Here is a 13487-nt window from a genome sequence, read left to right on the forward strand (position 1 = left end):
GTAAGCGCTCCATGAACCCCACATTCAAAGTCACCATCTGATCCCCGATGCTGTGCTCCCGATTCCTTTCCGGAGCCAGCACCTCATGATGCGTCCCGACGCAAAAGTCGAAAAAGTCTATCTCTACCCCAAACCCGTCGACTTCCGAAAATCCATCGATGGCCTAGCCGCTCTGGTCGAACTGGACATTAAGGTCGCGGTGTTTGACCCGGTACTTTTCGTGTTCCTCAACAAGCCTCGAAACCGAGTGAAAATTTTGTATTGGGAGCGTAACGGTTTTTGCCTTTGGCTAAAGCGGCTGGAGTCCGAGCGCTTCAAAACATCGCCGGATTGTTCGGATGAAGCCATCGTGCTGACGGTTCAAGAACTCAACTGGTTATTGGATGGTTTTGATTTGTGGCGCAACCGCCCGCATCAAGTTTTGACGCCTCGATTTGTCGCCTGATTCGGTATAATCCAGGGCATGATTTCCATGCCCAAAGACCTTCCTGACGACCCTGCTTTGCTCAAGCAACTGCTTGAGCAAATGCTGAGTGAGCGCGAGTCGGATAAGGGCAAGATCGTTCATCTCGAAGAAGAAAACGCGTTGTTGCGTCAGCGCCTTTTCGGGCGTAAGTCAGAGCAGACAGCCGATCCCGCGACCCCGCAAATGGCCTTGTTCAACGAAGTTGAAAGCGTGGCCGAGTCTGTCGACGAAACGGTGGAAGAAGAGGTTGTCGCTCCGACCAAACATCGCGGTAAACGCAAGCCTCTGCCCGCCGATCTTCCGCGCATCGACGTCATCCACGAACTGCCCGAGCACGAACTGACCTGCGCCTGCGGTTGCCGCAAGCACACCATTGGTGAGGAAATCAGCGAGCAGCTGGAGATCGTGCCGATGCAAATCCGTGTGATCAAACATGTCCGCAAGATCTACGGTTGCCGCGATTGCGAGACCGCACCGGTTACCGCGGACAAGCCCGCTCAACTGATTGAAAAAAGCATGGCCAGCCCAAGTGTCCTGGCGATGCTGCTGACGACCAAATACGTCGATGGCTTACCGCTTCACCGCTTCGAAAAAGTGCTGGGCCGCCACGGTATCGATATCCCACGCCAGACCTTGGCGCGCTGGGTTATCCAGTGCGGCGAACACCTGCAACCCTTGCTCAACTTGATGCGGGATCGACTGCTGGGAAGTCGCATCATCCACTGCGACGAAACGCGTGTACAGGTGATGAAAGAGCCTGATCGAGAGCCGACCAGTCAATCCTGGATGTGGGTGCAAACCGGCGGACCGCCTAATCAGCCTGTGATCCTTTTTGACTACTCGACCAGCCGGGCGCAGGAGGTTCCGTCGCGCCTGCTCGAAGGTTATCGCGGCTACCTGATGACCGACGATTATGTTGGTTACAACGCCTTGGGCGCGCAGTCCGGTGTCGAACGTTTAGGCTGTTGGGCCCATGCACGACGCAAGTTTGTCGAGGCGCAAAAGGTGCAGCCTAAAGGTAAAACCGGGCGTGCCGATATCGCCCTGAATCTGATCAACAAGCTGTACGGTATCGAGCGAGATTTAAAAGAAGTCGGCGATGAACATCGCCACGAAAGCCGACAGCAAAACAGCTTGCCGGTGTTGGCCCAATTGCAAACATGGTTGGAGAAAACCCAGCCACAAGTGACGGCGCAAAATGCACTGGGCAAAGCCATCAGCTACTTGGCCAGCAACTGGATCAAGTTGGTGCGCTACACCGAAGCCGGATATTTGCCGATCGACAACAATGCGGCCGAGCGTGCGATCCGGCCCTTCGTGATCGGGCGCAAGAACTGGCTGTTCAGCGACACGCCCAAAGGCGCGACGGCCAGCGCTCAACTTTACAGTTTGGTCGAGACGGCTAAAGCCAACGGCCAAGAGCCCTATGCGTGGCTGCGCCACGCCCTTGAGCGCCTGCCACAGGCAACCTCGGTTGAAGATTACGAAGCCTTGCTGCCGTGGAACTGTTCGCCCGCATCGCCTAGCTAAGCGCGCCGCCTATTTTTGAACAGGTGGGGTTTATGGAGCGCTTACGGTGATGTTGCTCAACCTCTGCAAGCCTGGTGAGTACACGGATGATTTGTTTGCTATATCACAGCCGGCAGAGGTGACTCGGGTGATGACGGTGCTGGACCAGATCAACGAACGATGGGGCCGGGGGACGCTGCGTTCGGCCAGTGTGCCTGTGGATCCTGACTGGGGCATGCGGCGTGAAATGATGAGTCAGAGCTATACGACGAAGCTTGATCAGCTTTGGGAGGTTTCATGCACGTAACTAGGTTGGCAGATTTTAATCTTTATTAGGTTAAACCAGATGAGCTTGCCCCCAAGTAATTTGATAAATATCTACCGCACCTCCCCCCCTAAGGGAGGTGCAAGTGGATAATTTTCAGGCCGTTCTATGTATTGGCTTTACTTATATTGTTGTCAATGCCTAATTGCCTTAAGAGTTGCGACCAATTCAGGGGCGAGTTCATGAACGAAGGCGAGCTGTGCTTCTGATACGGGCTCCCCGTGTATGGCGTAAGAACATATTGAATAGACCTCCCGAATTGCTGATACAAGTCTTGGTTCAAGCAAGTTGGACTCGGATAGGTGTCTTGCTAACTGTTGAATTGGAATTACACGTCTATGTCGTGAAGAGTTATCAGTATCAATCTGAAGCTCTTCTGCGATTCTTCGCATTTCTAATTCAATGTTGTACCTTGCTGCAAACAAAAAGGCTGTGTCGTCTGGAGCTGTAATTGGAACGGGGGCAGGTGGAAGTGGTACACCATGTGCAGCTAAGGCATCAATGAGAGCAGATTTGATACGAGCCTCTAAATCAGGAAGCTGAGCATCTGCTGCTGGCAAGGGTAGATTGAAATGTGGGCTGAACGTGGTGCGCACGTCTACAGCGTTACGAACGTCACTACGGATTTCCGATACTTGTGCGGTCAGAAATCCTTTCAATTCATCCATTTCTTGTTTGAGCTTTAGACCAAACATGGATACTTCATTAAAAAGTGGTGCCAGCAACAACGCTATCCATATTACGAATACGACTATGTCCGCTACAGATGCGTTCCCTTTTGTGAGGTCTGGGTAGCGGTTGTATAAGAAATGGGTTAGCGCTGCCGTAAGCAGTGTCCACCATACGATTTTAAACCAATTAGGTAGCTTCAATGTGTAAACCTGCTTTCTCGAAAGTGAGTAGGGTCTTGCTGATATTGATCCAATTAAAAAGGGGGTGTAGCGATAAAAACGGATGTTAGCAACACAGTCGACGTCGTTGATGAAGGGGGGGCTGCGCTGAGTTCGCTGTAGGAAACCGGCCAGCGAAACCTCTCCATCCTCAGAGACTAACTTATTGAATTTCTTAAGCTCAGTACCGCTACATTCTTTGGGGGCTTTGTTTATTCTTTCCATGCTAAGAAGCCATAACGATTAAGCTAATGGGCCACGAAGCGCGGTCCCAGCGGACGAAGTGAACGCATTGTTATATTTCAATGATTTACTCTGGCTAGGAACTCCGTTATGCCATTAAGCATGAAATTAACTTGTTCCTTTGTGTACTCATTGTATTTTCCATGAGCCGCATTGTTTCTTAAGTCCAGCCATGCTGTTATAGACTTTTGGTCGAGCTTTGTATAAACTTCAGACTTTGCCAGATCAGAGTTTAATCGGTCAGCTTTTTTAGGGATAAGCACACCGTCTTTTTCAAGTTCTGTTTCGATGTTATTTGCTGAGCAGAGTTGACGTAGATTCTCTTCTAAAACGCTGCCAATCATTACGGCTGCGGGATCTTTATATCCTTGCTCTAAAAGATGTTCAGCCATCTCAAGGAAATCATAGAATATTTCCGCTGCAATTAGCTTTTTGACTGTAAATATCCATCCGCCATCAAGCTCATTTTGAATGGAATGCAAGATTGCATGGCTTCTTTTGGCGCTAGATTCAAGGTTTCTAGGCGTTGCAGAATCATATTCTGAGTAATATGAATGGCTATTTCCATAAGTCATCGAAATGAAAGATAGCGTTGAAGCTCTAAGTCCAGCCATTGCTCCAGCGTCTACGTGGTCTTCGCCATATTGGTTGAATTTTTTTGTTGCTAATACCTTCTCAGATTGCTCAATTAGCTGGGCGACCCTTCTCGACAGATCTTTCGGTTGCATGTAATTCCCTTTGTCACATAACTATTAGGCCACATCCCATTTCGCAATGGCGTGTCGTTTAAAGTTTCTTGTCGTCCTATAAGTCCTTGTCTAGCGTAGAGGTGGCGCGGCAAACGCGACATTGCTCAGGGAAAAACGCGACATGGATGACGGCAAGCCCTGCAGCCTACTAGAGTCGAATGCAGCTTCTGTGACACTACTCATTTGCTATCATCGTGTCCACCGTCAAATTTTGGCCGGTTGCTGCCATACACAACTGAATGCTTCCGACCAAAAAAGTGGCCCCTAAGCGCAGAATGAAGGCTAAGGAGCTTGATCACTATGATGGATGCTCCGAACACTACGTCAGATAACCGGGTAGCCTCATCCAGTGCTCGCAAAGGGGTATGCAAGTCGAGAGGTGTCTATGGATTATCCCCGACTTCCAGCGAAGCCATCTGTTCTACCTGCGACGTCAGCTCCATTGCCGCCGCCTCCAGCGCGAACTGGTAGTCATAGATCCTTTCCAAAACATCGGGCAGGGAGTAATCATCTGACAAAGGGTCGACCCCTTTCGAGAAAGTGTAATAGTCAGCTAATCCCACAGACACGGGCTTAAAATATATCTAAACCCTATCCTATTCATTCTTGGAGTTGAATTTTTGATCCTGCTGAAGTGTTGGATCACGCTACGTGTCTAATGCGTGCGGAATGTGTTCCACGCCGCAGTATCAAAGTGCATGGCTGCCATTACCTCAAACAAATACAGCTCCACGTCGTTGCTGATCTCAATAAATGAGACCGACATCTCCCGGAGCCGGCTCTGGGCAGACAAGAAAACTTCACGAAATTTGTCATCCATCATTGCTTGGTCGCGCTTCATTTCGTGCGGAAAATCTTCACTTGCCATTCGATAGACCAAGCTCGCGCTGAAATGCGACTGGAAGTTCAAGTGCTGGACCAGTCGTTTGATGACTCCTCGAGAGATACCTACGTAGACAGGTTTACCTGCATTGATGAAGACGTAGCAGCCGGGAAAGTCGCTTGATCGACCAAGCCGGGATAATATCTCCTTGGTTGGACTCTTAAACCCAACAAATTTTTGCGCCGGTATAGGGTGAGCAAGTGCCTCGATAAGCCGCATCATGTGGGCTGGGAGAACGACTGAAGCAAGCGTCTCAAAAGATTCTGAACAGTTGTCGATAGGCATACACACATCTCGTGTTGAAGTATCTCGTGAGTCATACCACGGCCGCACGTCCGGAGTCGAAGAGTCGTAAAGTACTATGTCGAATCCGGCCGAGAGAAACACAACATGGTACCGCTCCACTGTCAGGCATTATTTGACGATTGCTTAAAATTTGCTACAAAACCTAGCGATCCAATATTGCTGGTTAGACGGGCCGGGGCCTCGGTGGATTACTAAGTCCAATCCATCATCGGACGGATCGTTTCTCTAAAGCATCGAGCGCCGAGCGTGGGGCAAAAATGGGGCAAACCATACGCCAATCTATGCCATCCAATGCCAAATATGCGTTTATCCAACTGGATGAATGCACGCATTACAGCCAGCAACCACGGGCCTATCCCAAAAATCCCTTACATACCCCTACACAATCGGGGTGTGAGAGGACAGATCGGACGTGTTTTTACTCATTGGATAATAGGCAAATTCGTTGAAAGGAGTGGGGCAAAGGTGGGGCACTCGGCCCTGCTGATTTTGCAATGGCCGCAAGGTTAACACGCGAGGTCGGCCCTTCGCAGGTCGCAAACGGATAGGTAAAACGCAAAGTGGGATGGCGCATTTGTTTAAATGCGCAACGCTTCTGCAGGGACGTGTCGCTGTTGGCACGCAGCCGAAAATACCTCCCTCAGTACGATGAGGCGATCGCCTTGGCCAGTTGCATGTCGGACATAAGAGGCGAGGCGTAGGTCGAGCGATAGTACCGAGATGCCTGTTCGAACTCAGCACCGCGGATCTCGCCGTCCGAACCGATAAAGGCAAGGGCATCGGTTTTGGACGATGTGAAAAGCTTTGGCGCATCGGTCGTGAGAGCGCTGGCTCCCCCAATCAGGATGGTGGGCACGAACGTCGTGTACATCAGCGCTTTATCGAAAGGGTTGGCGTTTTCTGCGGCCACTGCTGGGGCGCCGATCAATACCATGACAGCGATTGCCAGAGTCTTCCATGAGTCCATTCTTCGAAGCTTCCATTTCTATAAGAGGGGGGCACGATAGCAGAGCTGGTCACTTTGCAGATATAAGGCGCCGTCGGCACTGGGGCGGGTTGCCATGCTTGACGGGGTGGTTTTTAACGCTGTGCTCTCGACTCATCAGTTCGCCCCATAGAAATGGTTCAGCACTATCAATTCAATCACCGCGACGAAACAGCACAGCACAATGAACCCGGGGCTGAAGACCCGCTTGCGATTAGAGCCCCAGCCGCCCAGCGAACTGAAGTCTGCGCCGTCGGAGATCAACATTAGGAGCGCCAGCACGGCGTATATCCACGCCTTGCCCCAGAAGCTCTGATTTCTCCATTCGGTCATTCGTGGTCTTCCGCATACCGCTTTAAATTGAGGTGAATGGGCGTTGGCGGCAAGGTTAGCACGCAAGGTTGGGGGCTTCGCAGGTCATGAACGGATAGGTAGAACGTAAATAAAAGTGCGGGCGACCCTTTTTGTCCCTTAGCCCATCCTGATCAACGCTTCATTGCGTTGCACTGAGTGCGCAAATCGCTATTGCTGATGTTTTCGCAGCTGGAGCCACTTTGCTGGGCGTTGCAGTAGGCTCGTTGGTCAGAGTCGCTGATGCTGGTGCAACTTGCCGCAAAGGTGTACCCACTGAACATCAACAAAATGGCAAGCACGAGTTTCATTGTTTTCTTCCTTGGCTCGCCAGGAATCAGCCTGGCGCTGTTTGAGCGCATCGCATCAAGTACCGCGGTGATCATGCCAAATTGACATTATTTTGCCCGGAAGTTCCGCTGATGTGCATGGAATATGCAAATTAGCATTTGCCAACCCCAAAAACTCCCGTCACTATCGCCGCTATGCAAAAACGCAACGTTTCTATCGTCTTAAGAGAACTGCTGGACCGCGACCGGATCTCCCCCACGGAGCTTCACCGGCGTACTGGCGTGCCTCAATCCACGTTGTCCCGGATTCTCAGCGGCAAGATCGTTGATCCGTCGGATAAACACATCTCGCGCATCGCCGAGTACTTCCGCGTCAGCACCGATCAACTGCGCGGGCGCGCGGCGGTGGGGGCTTTGCGCGATGACGGGCGCGACCCGATGCATTCGGAACTCAAGGATATAAGCCTGTGGGACGATGACACCCCCGTTAATGATGACGAGGTGTCGATCCCCTTTCTGCGCGAGGTTGAATTGGCTGCTGGATCAGGAAGATTCGTCATCGAGGAAAGCGAGAAGGCCAGCCTGCGTTTTGGAAAGCGCAGCCTGCGGCATAACGGTGTGCAGTTCGACCAGGCCAAGTGTGTAACGGTGCGCGGCAACAGTATGTTGCCGGTACTGCGCGACGGCGCGACGGTCGGCGTAAATGCTGGCAAAAGTGGCATCGGCGACATCGTCGATGGCGACTTGTATGCCATCAATCACAATGGCCAGCTGCGGGTTAAACAGCTCTATCGCCTGCCTTCCGGGATTCGCCTGCGCAGTTTCAATCGCGATGAACACCCGGATGAGGACTACAGCTTCCAGGATATCCAGGATGAGCAGATCAGCATCCTTGGGCATGTGTTCTGGTGGGGTATGTACGCCCGTTGACCTCCTTGCGTAAGAGAGAGCCCGCCATCGAGCGGGCTTTTTTTCGTCTGTAGAAAATCGCCAAACCCTTTGCCCGTAAGGTCGAAAATGCATTTGTGCATGAGTTGGCTGAAAATAAATGCACTAGTGCATTGACTGTATATGCATACATGCATATCCTTCATCTCAAGCCAGCCAATAAGGTGGTGGAGGCGGCAAGGATGCTGCCAAGGAAGACAAGGAAGGCACGCAACATCGGCAGGGACGCCATCAGAGCGATGGCAGGGACGCCAGCCAACACCGGCAAGGATGCCGACGCTCTTTAGTGACACCGCTTCAGCAACAGGCAGCGATGAACCGGCCTTAACGGTTCAGAGGGTTGGCAACTGACCCGGGTGTGCAGCGTAAAGCACCAGAAGCAGTTATCCGGCAGACAGGGATCGTGGTCGGAAAAACATCGAGGAAAGATCCGTACCGCGCCAGTAGCGCCGAAAGATCGAAGCTGGACCGCATTACTGAAAAGCCTGGGCAACCGGGCTTTTTGGAATGCCTACCTATACATGGATTTACCCAAAAGCCGGTGTTTGCCGGCGTTACTCAGCCAGGAGGCGTGACATGACAAACGAGCAGCAAGCGTTAGCGGAAATGCCTATCTGGCTGGTGATCGCACTGGCGCTGATTGGCGGTGTATCCGGCGAAATGTGGCGCGCCGACAAGGAGGGCGCCCGCGGTTGGTCGCTGGTCCGGCGCCTGGCCCTGCGGTCTGGGGCGTGCATGGTCTGCGGGGTCTCGGCATTGATGCTGTGCTACGCCGCCGGCATGTCGATCTGGACCGCCGGCGCCATTGGTTGCCTGACGGCCATGGCCGGCGCGGACGTCGCCATCGGCCTTTATGAACGCTGGGCGGCCAAGCGCATCGGGGTCAACGAAGCGCCCACATCCCGCTCGGATCAGCAGTAACTGCTGCAAGGACGCAACTGATGACACTTATCGAAAAACCCTCCCAACTGCCTGTGGCCATTGAGGGGGCGCTGAAGCGTGCCTTCCCGCAACTGCAGGTAGGCAACCACCAGGACGTTGGCGGCGCCGGGGATCACACCGGCGTGCTGATCAGCGTGGAACGCAACGGCCCCGGCGTGCGTTCCCGCGAAGGGCGCAAGGCGCATGCCTTGTCGGTATCACTCAGGGTTACGGTCGCCAGCGCGGCGGCGCCTTTTGACGCGTGTGACCTGGCCAGCCAATTGATGGACCTGGCCCTGGATAACCGCTGGGGCCTGCCGTCGGACCAGTGCGATTTACCCACGGCTGTCGTCGCGGCGCCCTCTGGGCTCGCCAGCGCCGAAACGGACTACGACACCTGGACCGTGTCTTTCACCCAAACCCTCTATCTCGGCCCGTCATTGATCGAGGATCCCACCGGCACACCGCTGTTTGCCCGCACCTGGGAAGTCTCGGACATCGACGATCCGGATCAATATCGGCCCCTGCAGGAGTAGGCCATGTTCGACGCATTGTTACGCATGCAACTGGGGCCGATTGTCGAGCGCCTGGCGGAAATGGAAGCCCAGCTCGAAGACCTGTATCGACGCGCGGACAGTTTCTGCCGCATTGGCGTGTGCCAGGAGGTCGACGCTGCCAGCAATACCTGCAAGGTCAGCCATGGTGAGTTGCTTACCCCGGCGATTCGATTCTTCAACCCCAGCGCCGGTGCGCAGACCGAAACCCGTATTCCGTCGGTGGGCGAGCAATGCCTGTTGCTTAACTACGGCGGCGGGGAAGGGGGCACGCAGTCGGTGGCGCTGTTCGGGCTGAACAGCAGTCTGTTTCCTCCCGTGTCCAGCGTCGCCTCGCTGACCCGGCGGCGCCATCAGGATGGCACCCAAAGCGACTACGACGATGCCAGTCACACCTTCAACTGGATTAACGGCCCAACCACGTTCAGCGGATCCCGCGAACAGGTCGACGTCAAGGTCGGCGCTGCCAGCCTGACCCTGAGTGCCCAGGGCATCACCCTGCAACTCGGCGCCACCGGCCTCACGCTGGATGCCGTCGGCGTGCATTTGAGCGGCCCGCTGGTGGATCACCAGGGCCGCGTGATCAGCCGCGCATAAGGATTTGCCATGATCGGAATCGATAGGAACACCGGGGCAGCCGTGGATGACTGGCTGCAATTCGTACAGCGTGCCACCCGAGCGCTGACCACCCCCTTGAGCACTCGCCAGAAGCGCCCGTTGTACGGCTCGATGATCCCGCAACTGCTCGGCCAGAACCTTGGTGATGACCTGTTGATCCTCGCCCAAAGCCACGCGGCGCAAGCGTTCTACAACCGCCAGAACGGCATTGCCGACTTCCAGCCCCAGGTCATCGTCGCCACCCGCCAGGGCGCCGGGTTATTGCTGCGTTTTGCCGGTACCTGGAAAAACCGCCAACAATCCTTCGAGGTCGTGACATGAGCATGCTGATCCCAGGCCAGAACCAATTGGCGGAGCCGGCGATTATCGCGGTCGATGAGTTCGAACCGCTGCTGGCGGAGTTCAAGGCGTTTGTCGTCGACTACGTCGCCACCCGCGCGCCGCAAAGCGCGGCCAGACTCAAGGTCAGCCTCGACAACGAGAGCGAGCTGCTGACCCTGGCCCTGGAAGCTTTTTGCGTACGCCTGCAAACCCACGAACGCAAATACAACGCCCGCATCAAGCAGATGCTGGCGTGGTGGGCCACCGGCAGCAACCTGGATGCACGCCTGGCCGATATGGGCCTGGAGCGCCAAGTGCTCGACCCCGGCGACCCGGCGGCTTTCCCACCGGTGCCACCCACCCTGGAAAGCGACGACGACGCGCGCTTGCGCTATTACCTGGCGCCTCACGCGCCGGCGGCGGGTTCGCGGATGCAGTATCGCCGCGAAGTCTTCACCCTCGGTGAGCGGCCGTCGGTCAAGGTGCAAAGCGCCACACCGGGCGTGGTGACCGTCAGCTACACCTTCGATCCGGACGGCTACGCGGCCCGGGTCAAGGATGGCAACGGACGGCGCACGGCGCCTGGCGAAGTGATGGTCACCGTGCTTTCAAGGGAAGGAGACGGCACGCCGTCCGCCGATTTGCTTGACGGCGTGCGTCGACATTTCGCACGGCCCGATGTACGGCCTGAGACCGACCTGGTCACCGTCCAAGGCGCACAAATCCTGCCGTACAAAATTCGCGTGGTGGCCAGGATCAACGCCGGTCCGGATTCCGGACTCACCCAAGTCGCCGCGCAGAAATTGCTGCAAGGCTATGCAGCGTCCTGCCATCGCCTGGAAGGCCGTGTGGACCCAAGTTGGATCGACTATGCGATCCACAGCGCCGGCGCCGCGCAATTGCAGATCCTCGAGCCGCTGGCGCCGATCATCAGCACGGCATTCCAGGCCCCGTATTGCAGGGGCGTCGAGGTGGAGGTGCGCACGCTATGAGTGAACCCAAAGCGAGCTTGTTGCCTGCCAACAGCTCACCGCTGGAGAAGGCTTTGGACCTGGGGTTTGGTACGTTGCTGGAGCGGGTCACCCCACCGTTTCCCGAACTGATGGACCCGGATCGTACACCCGCGGCGTTCTTGCCCTACCTGGCGGCGGACCGGGCGGTCAACGAGTGGAGCGCCACAGGCCCTGAGGCTGAGAAGCGCCTGACCGTCAAACTCGCCTGGCCCACCGCGCGCCGGGCCGGCACCCGGCAGGCCTTGGAAAATGCCGCCAAGGGACTGCAACTCAGCCCTGAAGTGCGCGCCTGGTACGAACAGAAACCACCGGGCGTGCCCTACAGCTTTGCCGTACGCGCCTGGACCGATTTGCCCTACAGCGAAACCATCGATGCCCGACTCGACCGCCGCTTGGCCGATGCCAAAAGCGAACGCGACATCCTGTCGATCTCCGTGGGACTGAGCGCTTTCGGCCGTCACAGCATTGGCGCCGCCACGCTGTGCGGCGAACTCACCATGATCTACCCAAACGTGCTGGCGGGCGTCGAGGCCTCGGGCCGCGCCTTTATGGCGGCCGGTCTGTACAGCGTCGAAACCACCACCCTTTATCCACAGGAGCACTAAATGGCTGACTATTACACCCTGCTCACGAATGCGGGGATCGCCTACGAAACCGCCTGCAAGGCCGCTGGCGTGCCGATCAAACTGGCGCAGATTTCCGTCGGTGACGGCAACGGTGCCGTCTACAACCCCGACGCCAACGCCAAGGCGCTCAAGCGCGAAGTCTGGCGCGGGCCGCTGAATGCGCTGTTCCAGGACGAGAAAAACGCCAACTGGCTGATGGCCGAAGTCACCATTCCATCGGATGTCGGCGGCTGGTATGTGCGGGAAGCCGGACTGTGGACGGACACCGGGATCTTGTATGCCGTCGTTAAATATCCGGAGTCGTATAAACCGGTGCTGGCGACATCGGGATCGGGGAAAGAGTTTTATATTCGCTCAATCTTTGAGACGAGTAATGCGTCGATCGTGACGCTGCTGATTGATGACACGGTGGTGAAGGCAACTCGGGCTTGGGTGATGGACTACCTGGCGAAGGGGACGTATTCCAAGGCTGAGATTGAGGCGATGATTGCTCAGTCCTCGGCGCTGCCGGTGGGGTCCATGGTTGCGTTTCCGGTTGACAATGTTCCGGTGGGATTCCTGGAAATTGATGGCAGCGTGAAGAGTGCCTCGGCCTATCCCGATTTGGCGAAGTTTCTGGGGGCGGCGTTCAATAAGGGGGATGAAGGGGTGGGGAATTTCCGGCTGCCGGAGTCGCGTGGGGAGTTTTTGCGGGGTTGGGATCATGGGCGGGGAGTTGATGCTGGGCGAATGATCTGCTCCTCTCAACTCGATGCATTCCAGGGGTTCACTCCTGCTGGTTCGATCGCCTATTCGAAAAATGACCCCGCTCGATTTAAAGATCTGCGTGGGGTGCCGTGTTTCAACGGCGCTGGTGGCACAACTCCGGCAATTCCATTGGACTGGGACGCCACAGTTGTTTCAGTCGATAGTTGGTCGCTGACCGGCGGATTCATTGTCAGTGATGATGTGCATGGTACGCCACGTGTGGCGTCTGAAACCCGCCCGCGCAACCTCGCGGTGATGTGGTGCATCAAAGCCTGGAGCGCCCCCATCAATCAGGGAAATATCGATATTGCAGCGCTAGCACTGTTGGCAACGCAAGCCACCGAAAACAATCAAGGCACGGCCAAGATCGCAACGCAGCCGATGACGGACGCTGGGCTCGATGACGCCACCATCGTAACGCCGAAGAAGCTGCGCTTCGGCTTTCAATTCATTAAGGGGGTCAATGGAGCGATTATTTTCCCAACCTGGCTAGGAGGATGGATTATTCAATGGGGATCCACCCCCGATATCCCTAACGCTACAGCGGCTACATTTAATTACACCGTACCTTTCCCTACGGCCGCGATCTGCCCAGGGGCTTTTCGTCGCGCCCAAGGTAACAACTCGGCCACCGTATCGACAACGCTAAGTCAGATCACTATCAACAATCGCCCGCACTACACGCCGGATACTTCGGGAACACCAAATCCTTACTATTTCTTTTGCTTTGGTTACTGAGGGG

Annotated in this window: 17 protein-coding genes and 1 pseudogene; 12 read left to right on the forward strand and 6 right to left on the reverse strand. The window is 55.4% G+C overall.

From position 1 onward, the window contains the following. Nucleotides 1–85: 85 nt before the first annotated feature. From tnpB to B9N88_RS07620, 3 genes and pseudogenes are all read left to right on the forward strand, one after another. Nucleotides 86–445, forward strand: a complete 360-nt coding sequence (gene tnpB, locus B9N88_RS07610) for an IS66 family insertion sequence element accessory protein TnpB (protein WP_019412232.1) — start codon at nt 86–88, stop codon at nt 443–445. A gap of 18 nt (nt 446–463) precedes the next feature. Continuing rightward, a complete protein-coding gene (locus tag B9N88_RS07615; RefSeq protein ID WP_027604575.1) occupies nt 464–1996 on the forward strand; it encodes an IS66 family transposase in 1533 nt (510 codons plus the stop codon). Between the two features lie 46 nt (nt 1997–2042). Further along, nucleotides 2043–2282: pseudogene (locus B9N88_RS07620) on the forward strand (DUF4113 domain-containing protein); the annotation flags it as partial. A gap of 152 nt (nt 2283–2434) precedes the next feature. Here the strand turns inward: B9N88_RS07620 and B9N88_RS32300 are convergent. The 6 genes from B9N88_RS32300 to B9N88_RS07645 all read right to left on the reverse strand — a co-directional run bounded on the left by B9N88_RS32300 (nt 2435) and on the right by B9N88_RS07645 (nt 6689). Continuing rightward, entirely contained in the window at nt 2435–3415 is a 981-nt protein-coding gene (locus B9N88_RS32300; RefSeq protein WP_133822124.1) for a hypothetical protein, read from the reverse strand. A gap of 77 nt (nt 3416–3492) precedes the next feature. Continuing rightward, nucleotides 3493–4161, reverse strand: a complete 669-nt coding sequence (locus B9N88_RS07625) for a hypothetical protein (RefSeq protein WP_027604574.1) — start codon at nt 4159–4161, stop codon at nt 3493–3495. Nucleotides 4162–4565: 404 nt separating this feature from the next. Continuing rightward, nucleotides 4566–4700 carry a hypothetical protein gene (locus B9N88_RS32880; RefSeq protein WP_256221149.1) on the reverse strand — a complete coding sequence of 45 codons (135 nt, stop codon included), beginning with the start codon at nt 4698–4700 and terminating at the stop codon, nt 4566–4568. 137 nt (nt 4701–4837) lie between these two features. After that, the gene (locus B9N88_RS07635; RefSeq protein WP_027604573.1) at nt 4838–5350 is read right to left on the reverse strand and encodes a GIY-YIG nuclease family protein; all 513 of its coding nucleotides are present in this window, start codon (nt 5348–5350) and stop codon (nt 4838–4840) included. Between the two features lie 661 nt (nt 5351–6011). Continuing rightward, nucleotides 6012–6338 (reverse strand): DUF2388 domain-containing protein, encoded by a 327-nt coding sequence (locus B9N88_RS07640; RefSeq protein WP_027604572.1) that lies wholly within the window; start codon nt 6336–6338, stop codon nt 6012–6014. A 135-nt stretch (nt 6339–6473) separates the two neighbouring features. Then, nucleotides 6474–6689, reverse strand: coding sequence for a hypothetical protein (locus tag B9N88_RS07645; RefSeq protein ID WP_027604571.1), 216 nt, complete (start codon nt 6687–6689; stop codon nt 6474–6476). A 261-nt stretch (nt 6690–6950) separates the two neighbouring features. Between B9N88_RS07645 and B9N88_RS32560 the strand changes: the two genes are divergently transcribed. The 9 genes from B9N88_RS32560 (at nt 6951) to B9N88_RS07685 (ending at nt 13483) form a co-directional block, all read left to right on the forward strand. Beyond that, the gene (locus B9N88_RS32560) at nt 6951–7103 is read left to right on the forward strand and encodes a hypothetical protein (protein ID WP_155954374.1); all 153 of its coding nucleotides are present in this window, start codon (nt 6951–6953) and stop codon (nt 7101–7103) included. An 80-nt stretch (nt 7104–7183) separates the two neighbouring features. After that, nucleotides 7184–7927, forward strand: coding sequence for a LexA family transcriptional regulator (locus tag B9N88_RS07650; RefSeq protein ID WP_169899530.1), 744 nt, complete (start codon nt 7184–7186; stop codon nt 7925–7927). 594 nt (nt 7928–8521) lie between these two features. Continuing rightward, complete coding sequence (locus tag B9N88_RS07655; RefSeq protein ID WP_027604569.1) at nt 8522–8866, forward strand: phage holin family protein; 345 nt, start codon at nt 8522–8524, stop codon at nt 8864–8866. 20 nt (nt 8867–8886) lie between these two features. Continuing rightward, nucleotides 8887–9402 (forward strand): ATP-binding protein, encoded by a 516-nt coding sequence (locus B9N88_RS07660; RefSeq protein ID WP_027604568.1) that lies wholly within the window; start codon nt 8887–8889, stop codon nt 9400–9402. Between the two features lie 3 nt (nt 9403–9405). Next, nucleotides 9406–10017 (forward strand): phage baseplate assembly protein V, encoded by a 612-nt coding sequence (locus tag B9N88_RS07665; RefSeq protein WP_027604567.1) that lies wholly within the window; start codon nt 9406–9408, stop codon nt 10015–10017. Nucleotides 10018–10026: 9 nt separating this feature from the next. Then, nucleotides 10027–10359 (forward strand): phage baseplate protein, encoded by a 333-nt coding sequence (locus B9N88_RS07670; RefSeq protein WP_027604566.1) that lies wholly within the window; start codon nt 10027–10029, stop codon nt 10357–10359. Then, on the forward strand, nt 10356–11351 hold the full coding sequence (locus tag B9N88_RS07675; protein ID WP_027604565.1) for a baseplate J/gp47 family protein: 996 nt from the start codon (nt 10356–10358) through the stop codon (nt 11349–11351). Before B9N88_RS07670 ends, B9N88_RS07675 begins: the two co-directional genes overlap by 4 nt. Next, nucleotides 11348–11977: a phage tail protein I gene (locus tag B9N88_RS07680; protein WP_027604564.1), complete on the forward strand. Its 630-nt coding sequence runs from the start codon at nt 11348–11350 to the stop codon at nt 11975–11977. The genes B9N88_RS07675 and B9N88_RS07680 overlap by 4 nt, the downstream gene beginning before the upstream one ends. Beyond that, complete coding sequence (locus B9N88_RS07685; protein WP_027604563.1) at nt 11978–13483, forward strand: phage tail-collar fiber domain-containing protein; 1506 nt, start codon at nt 11978–11980, stop codon at nt 13481–13483. The last annotated feature ends 4 nt before the right edge of the window (nt 13484–13487 follow it).

The sequence above is a fragment of the Pseudomonas sp. LAMO17WK12:I1 genome (genome assembly GCF_900177315.1).
GTDB classification, from domain to species: Bacteria; Pseudomonadota; Gammaproteobacteria; order Pseudomonadales; family Pseudomonadaceae; genus Aquipseudomonas; species Aquipseudomonas marginalis.

Bases quoted from the DNA above. Each gene is read 5' to 3' on its own strand.
- tnpB (WP_019412232.1), top strand. From the start codon at position 86: ATGATGCGTCCCGACGCAAAAGTCGAAAAAGTCTATCTCTACCCCAAA.
- B9N88_RS07615 (WP_027604575.1), top strand. From the start codon at position 464: ATGATTTCCATGCCCAAAGACCTTCCTGACGACCCTGCTTTGCTCAAG.
- B9N88_RS32300 (WP_133822124.1), bottom strand. From the start codon at position 3,415: ATGGAAAGAATAAACAAAGCCCCCAAAGAATGTAGCGGTACTGAGCTT.
- B9N88_RS07625 (WP_027604574.1), bottom strand. From the start codon at position 4,161: ATGCAACCGAAAGATCTGTCGAGAAGGGTCGCCCAGCTAATTGAGCAA.
- B9N88_RS07635 (WP_027604573.1), bottom strand. From the start codon at position 5,350: ATGCCTATCGACAACTGTTCAGAATCTTTTGAGACGCTTGCTTCAGTC.
- B9N88_RS07640 (WP_027604572.1), bottom strand. From the start codon at position 6,338: ATGGACTCATGGAAGACTCTGGCAATCGCTGTCATGGTATTGATCGGC.
- B9N88_RS07645 (WP_027604571.1), bottom strand. From the start codon at position 6,689: ATGACCGAATGGAGAAATCAGAGCTTCTGGGGCAAGGCGTGGATATAC.
- B9N88_RS32560 (WP_155954374.1), top strand. From the start codon at position 6,951: ATGCTGGTGCAACTTGCCGCAAAGGTGTACCCACTGAACATCAACAAA.
- B9N88_RS07655 (WP_027604569.1), top strand. From the start codon at position 8,522: ATGACAAACGAGCAGCAAGCGTTAGCGGAAATGCCTATCTGGCTGGTG.
- B9N88_RS07660 (WP_027604568.1), top strand. From the start codon at position 8,887: ATGACACTTATCGAAAAACCCTCCCAACTGCCTGTGGCCATTGAGGGG.
- B9N88_RS07665 (WP_027604567.1), top strand. From the start codon at position 9,406: ATGTTCGACGCATTGTTACGCATGCAACTGGGGCCGATTGTCGAGCGC.
- B9N88_RS07670 (WP_027604566.1), top strand. From the start codon at position 10,027: ATGATCGGAATCGATAGGAACACCGGGGCAGCCGTGGATGACTGGCTG.
- B9N88_RS07675 (WP_027604565.1), top strand. From the start codon at position 10,356: ATGAGCATGCTGATCCCAGGCCAGAACCAATTGGCGGAGCCGGCGATT.
- B9N88_RS07680 (WP_027604564.1), top strand. From the start codon at position 11,348: ATGAGTGAACCCAAAGCGAGCTTGTTGCCTGCCAACAGCTCACCGCTG.
- B9N88_RS07685 (WP_027604563.1), top strand. From the start codon at position 11,978: ATGGCTGACTATTACACCCTGCTCACGAATGCGGGGATCGCCTACGAA.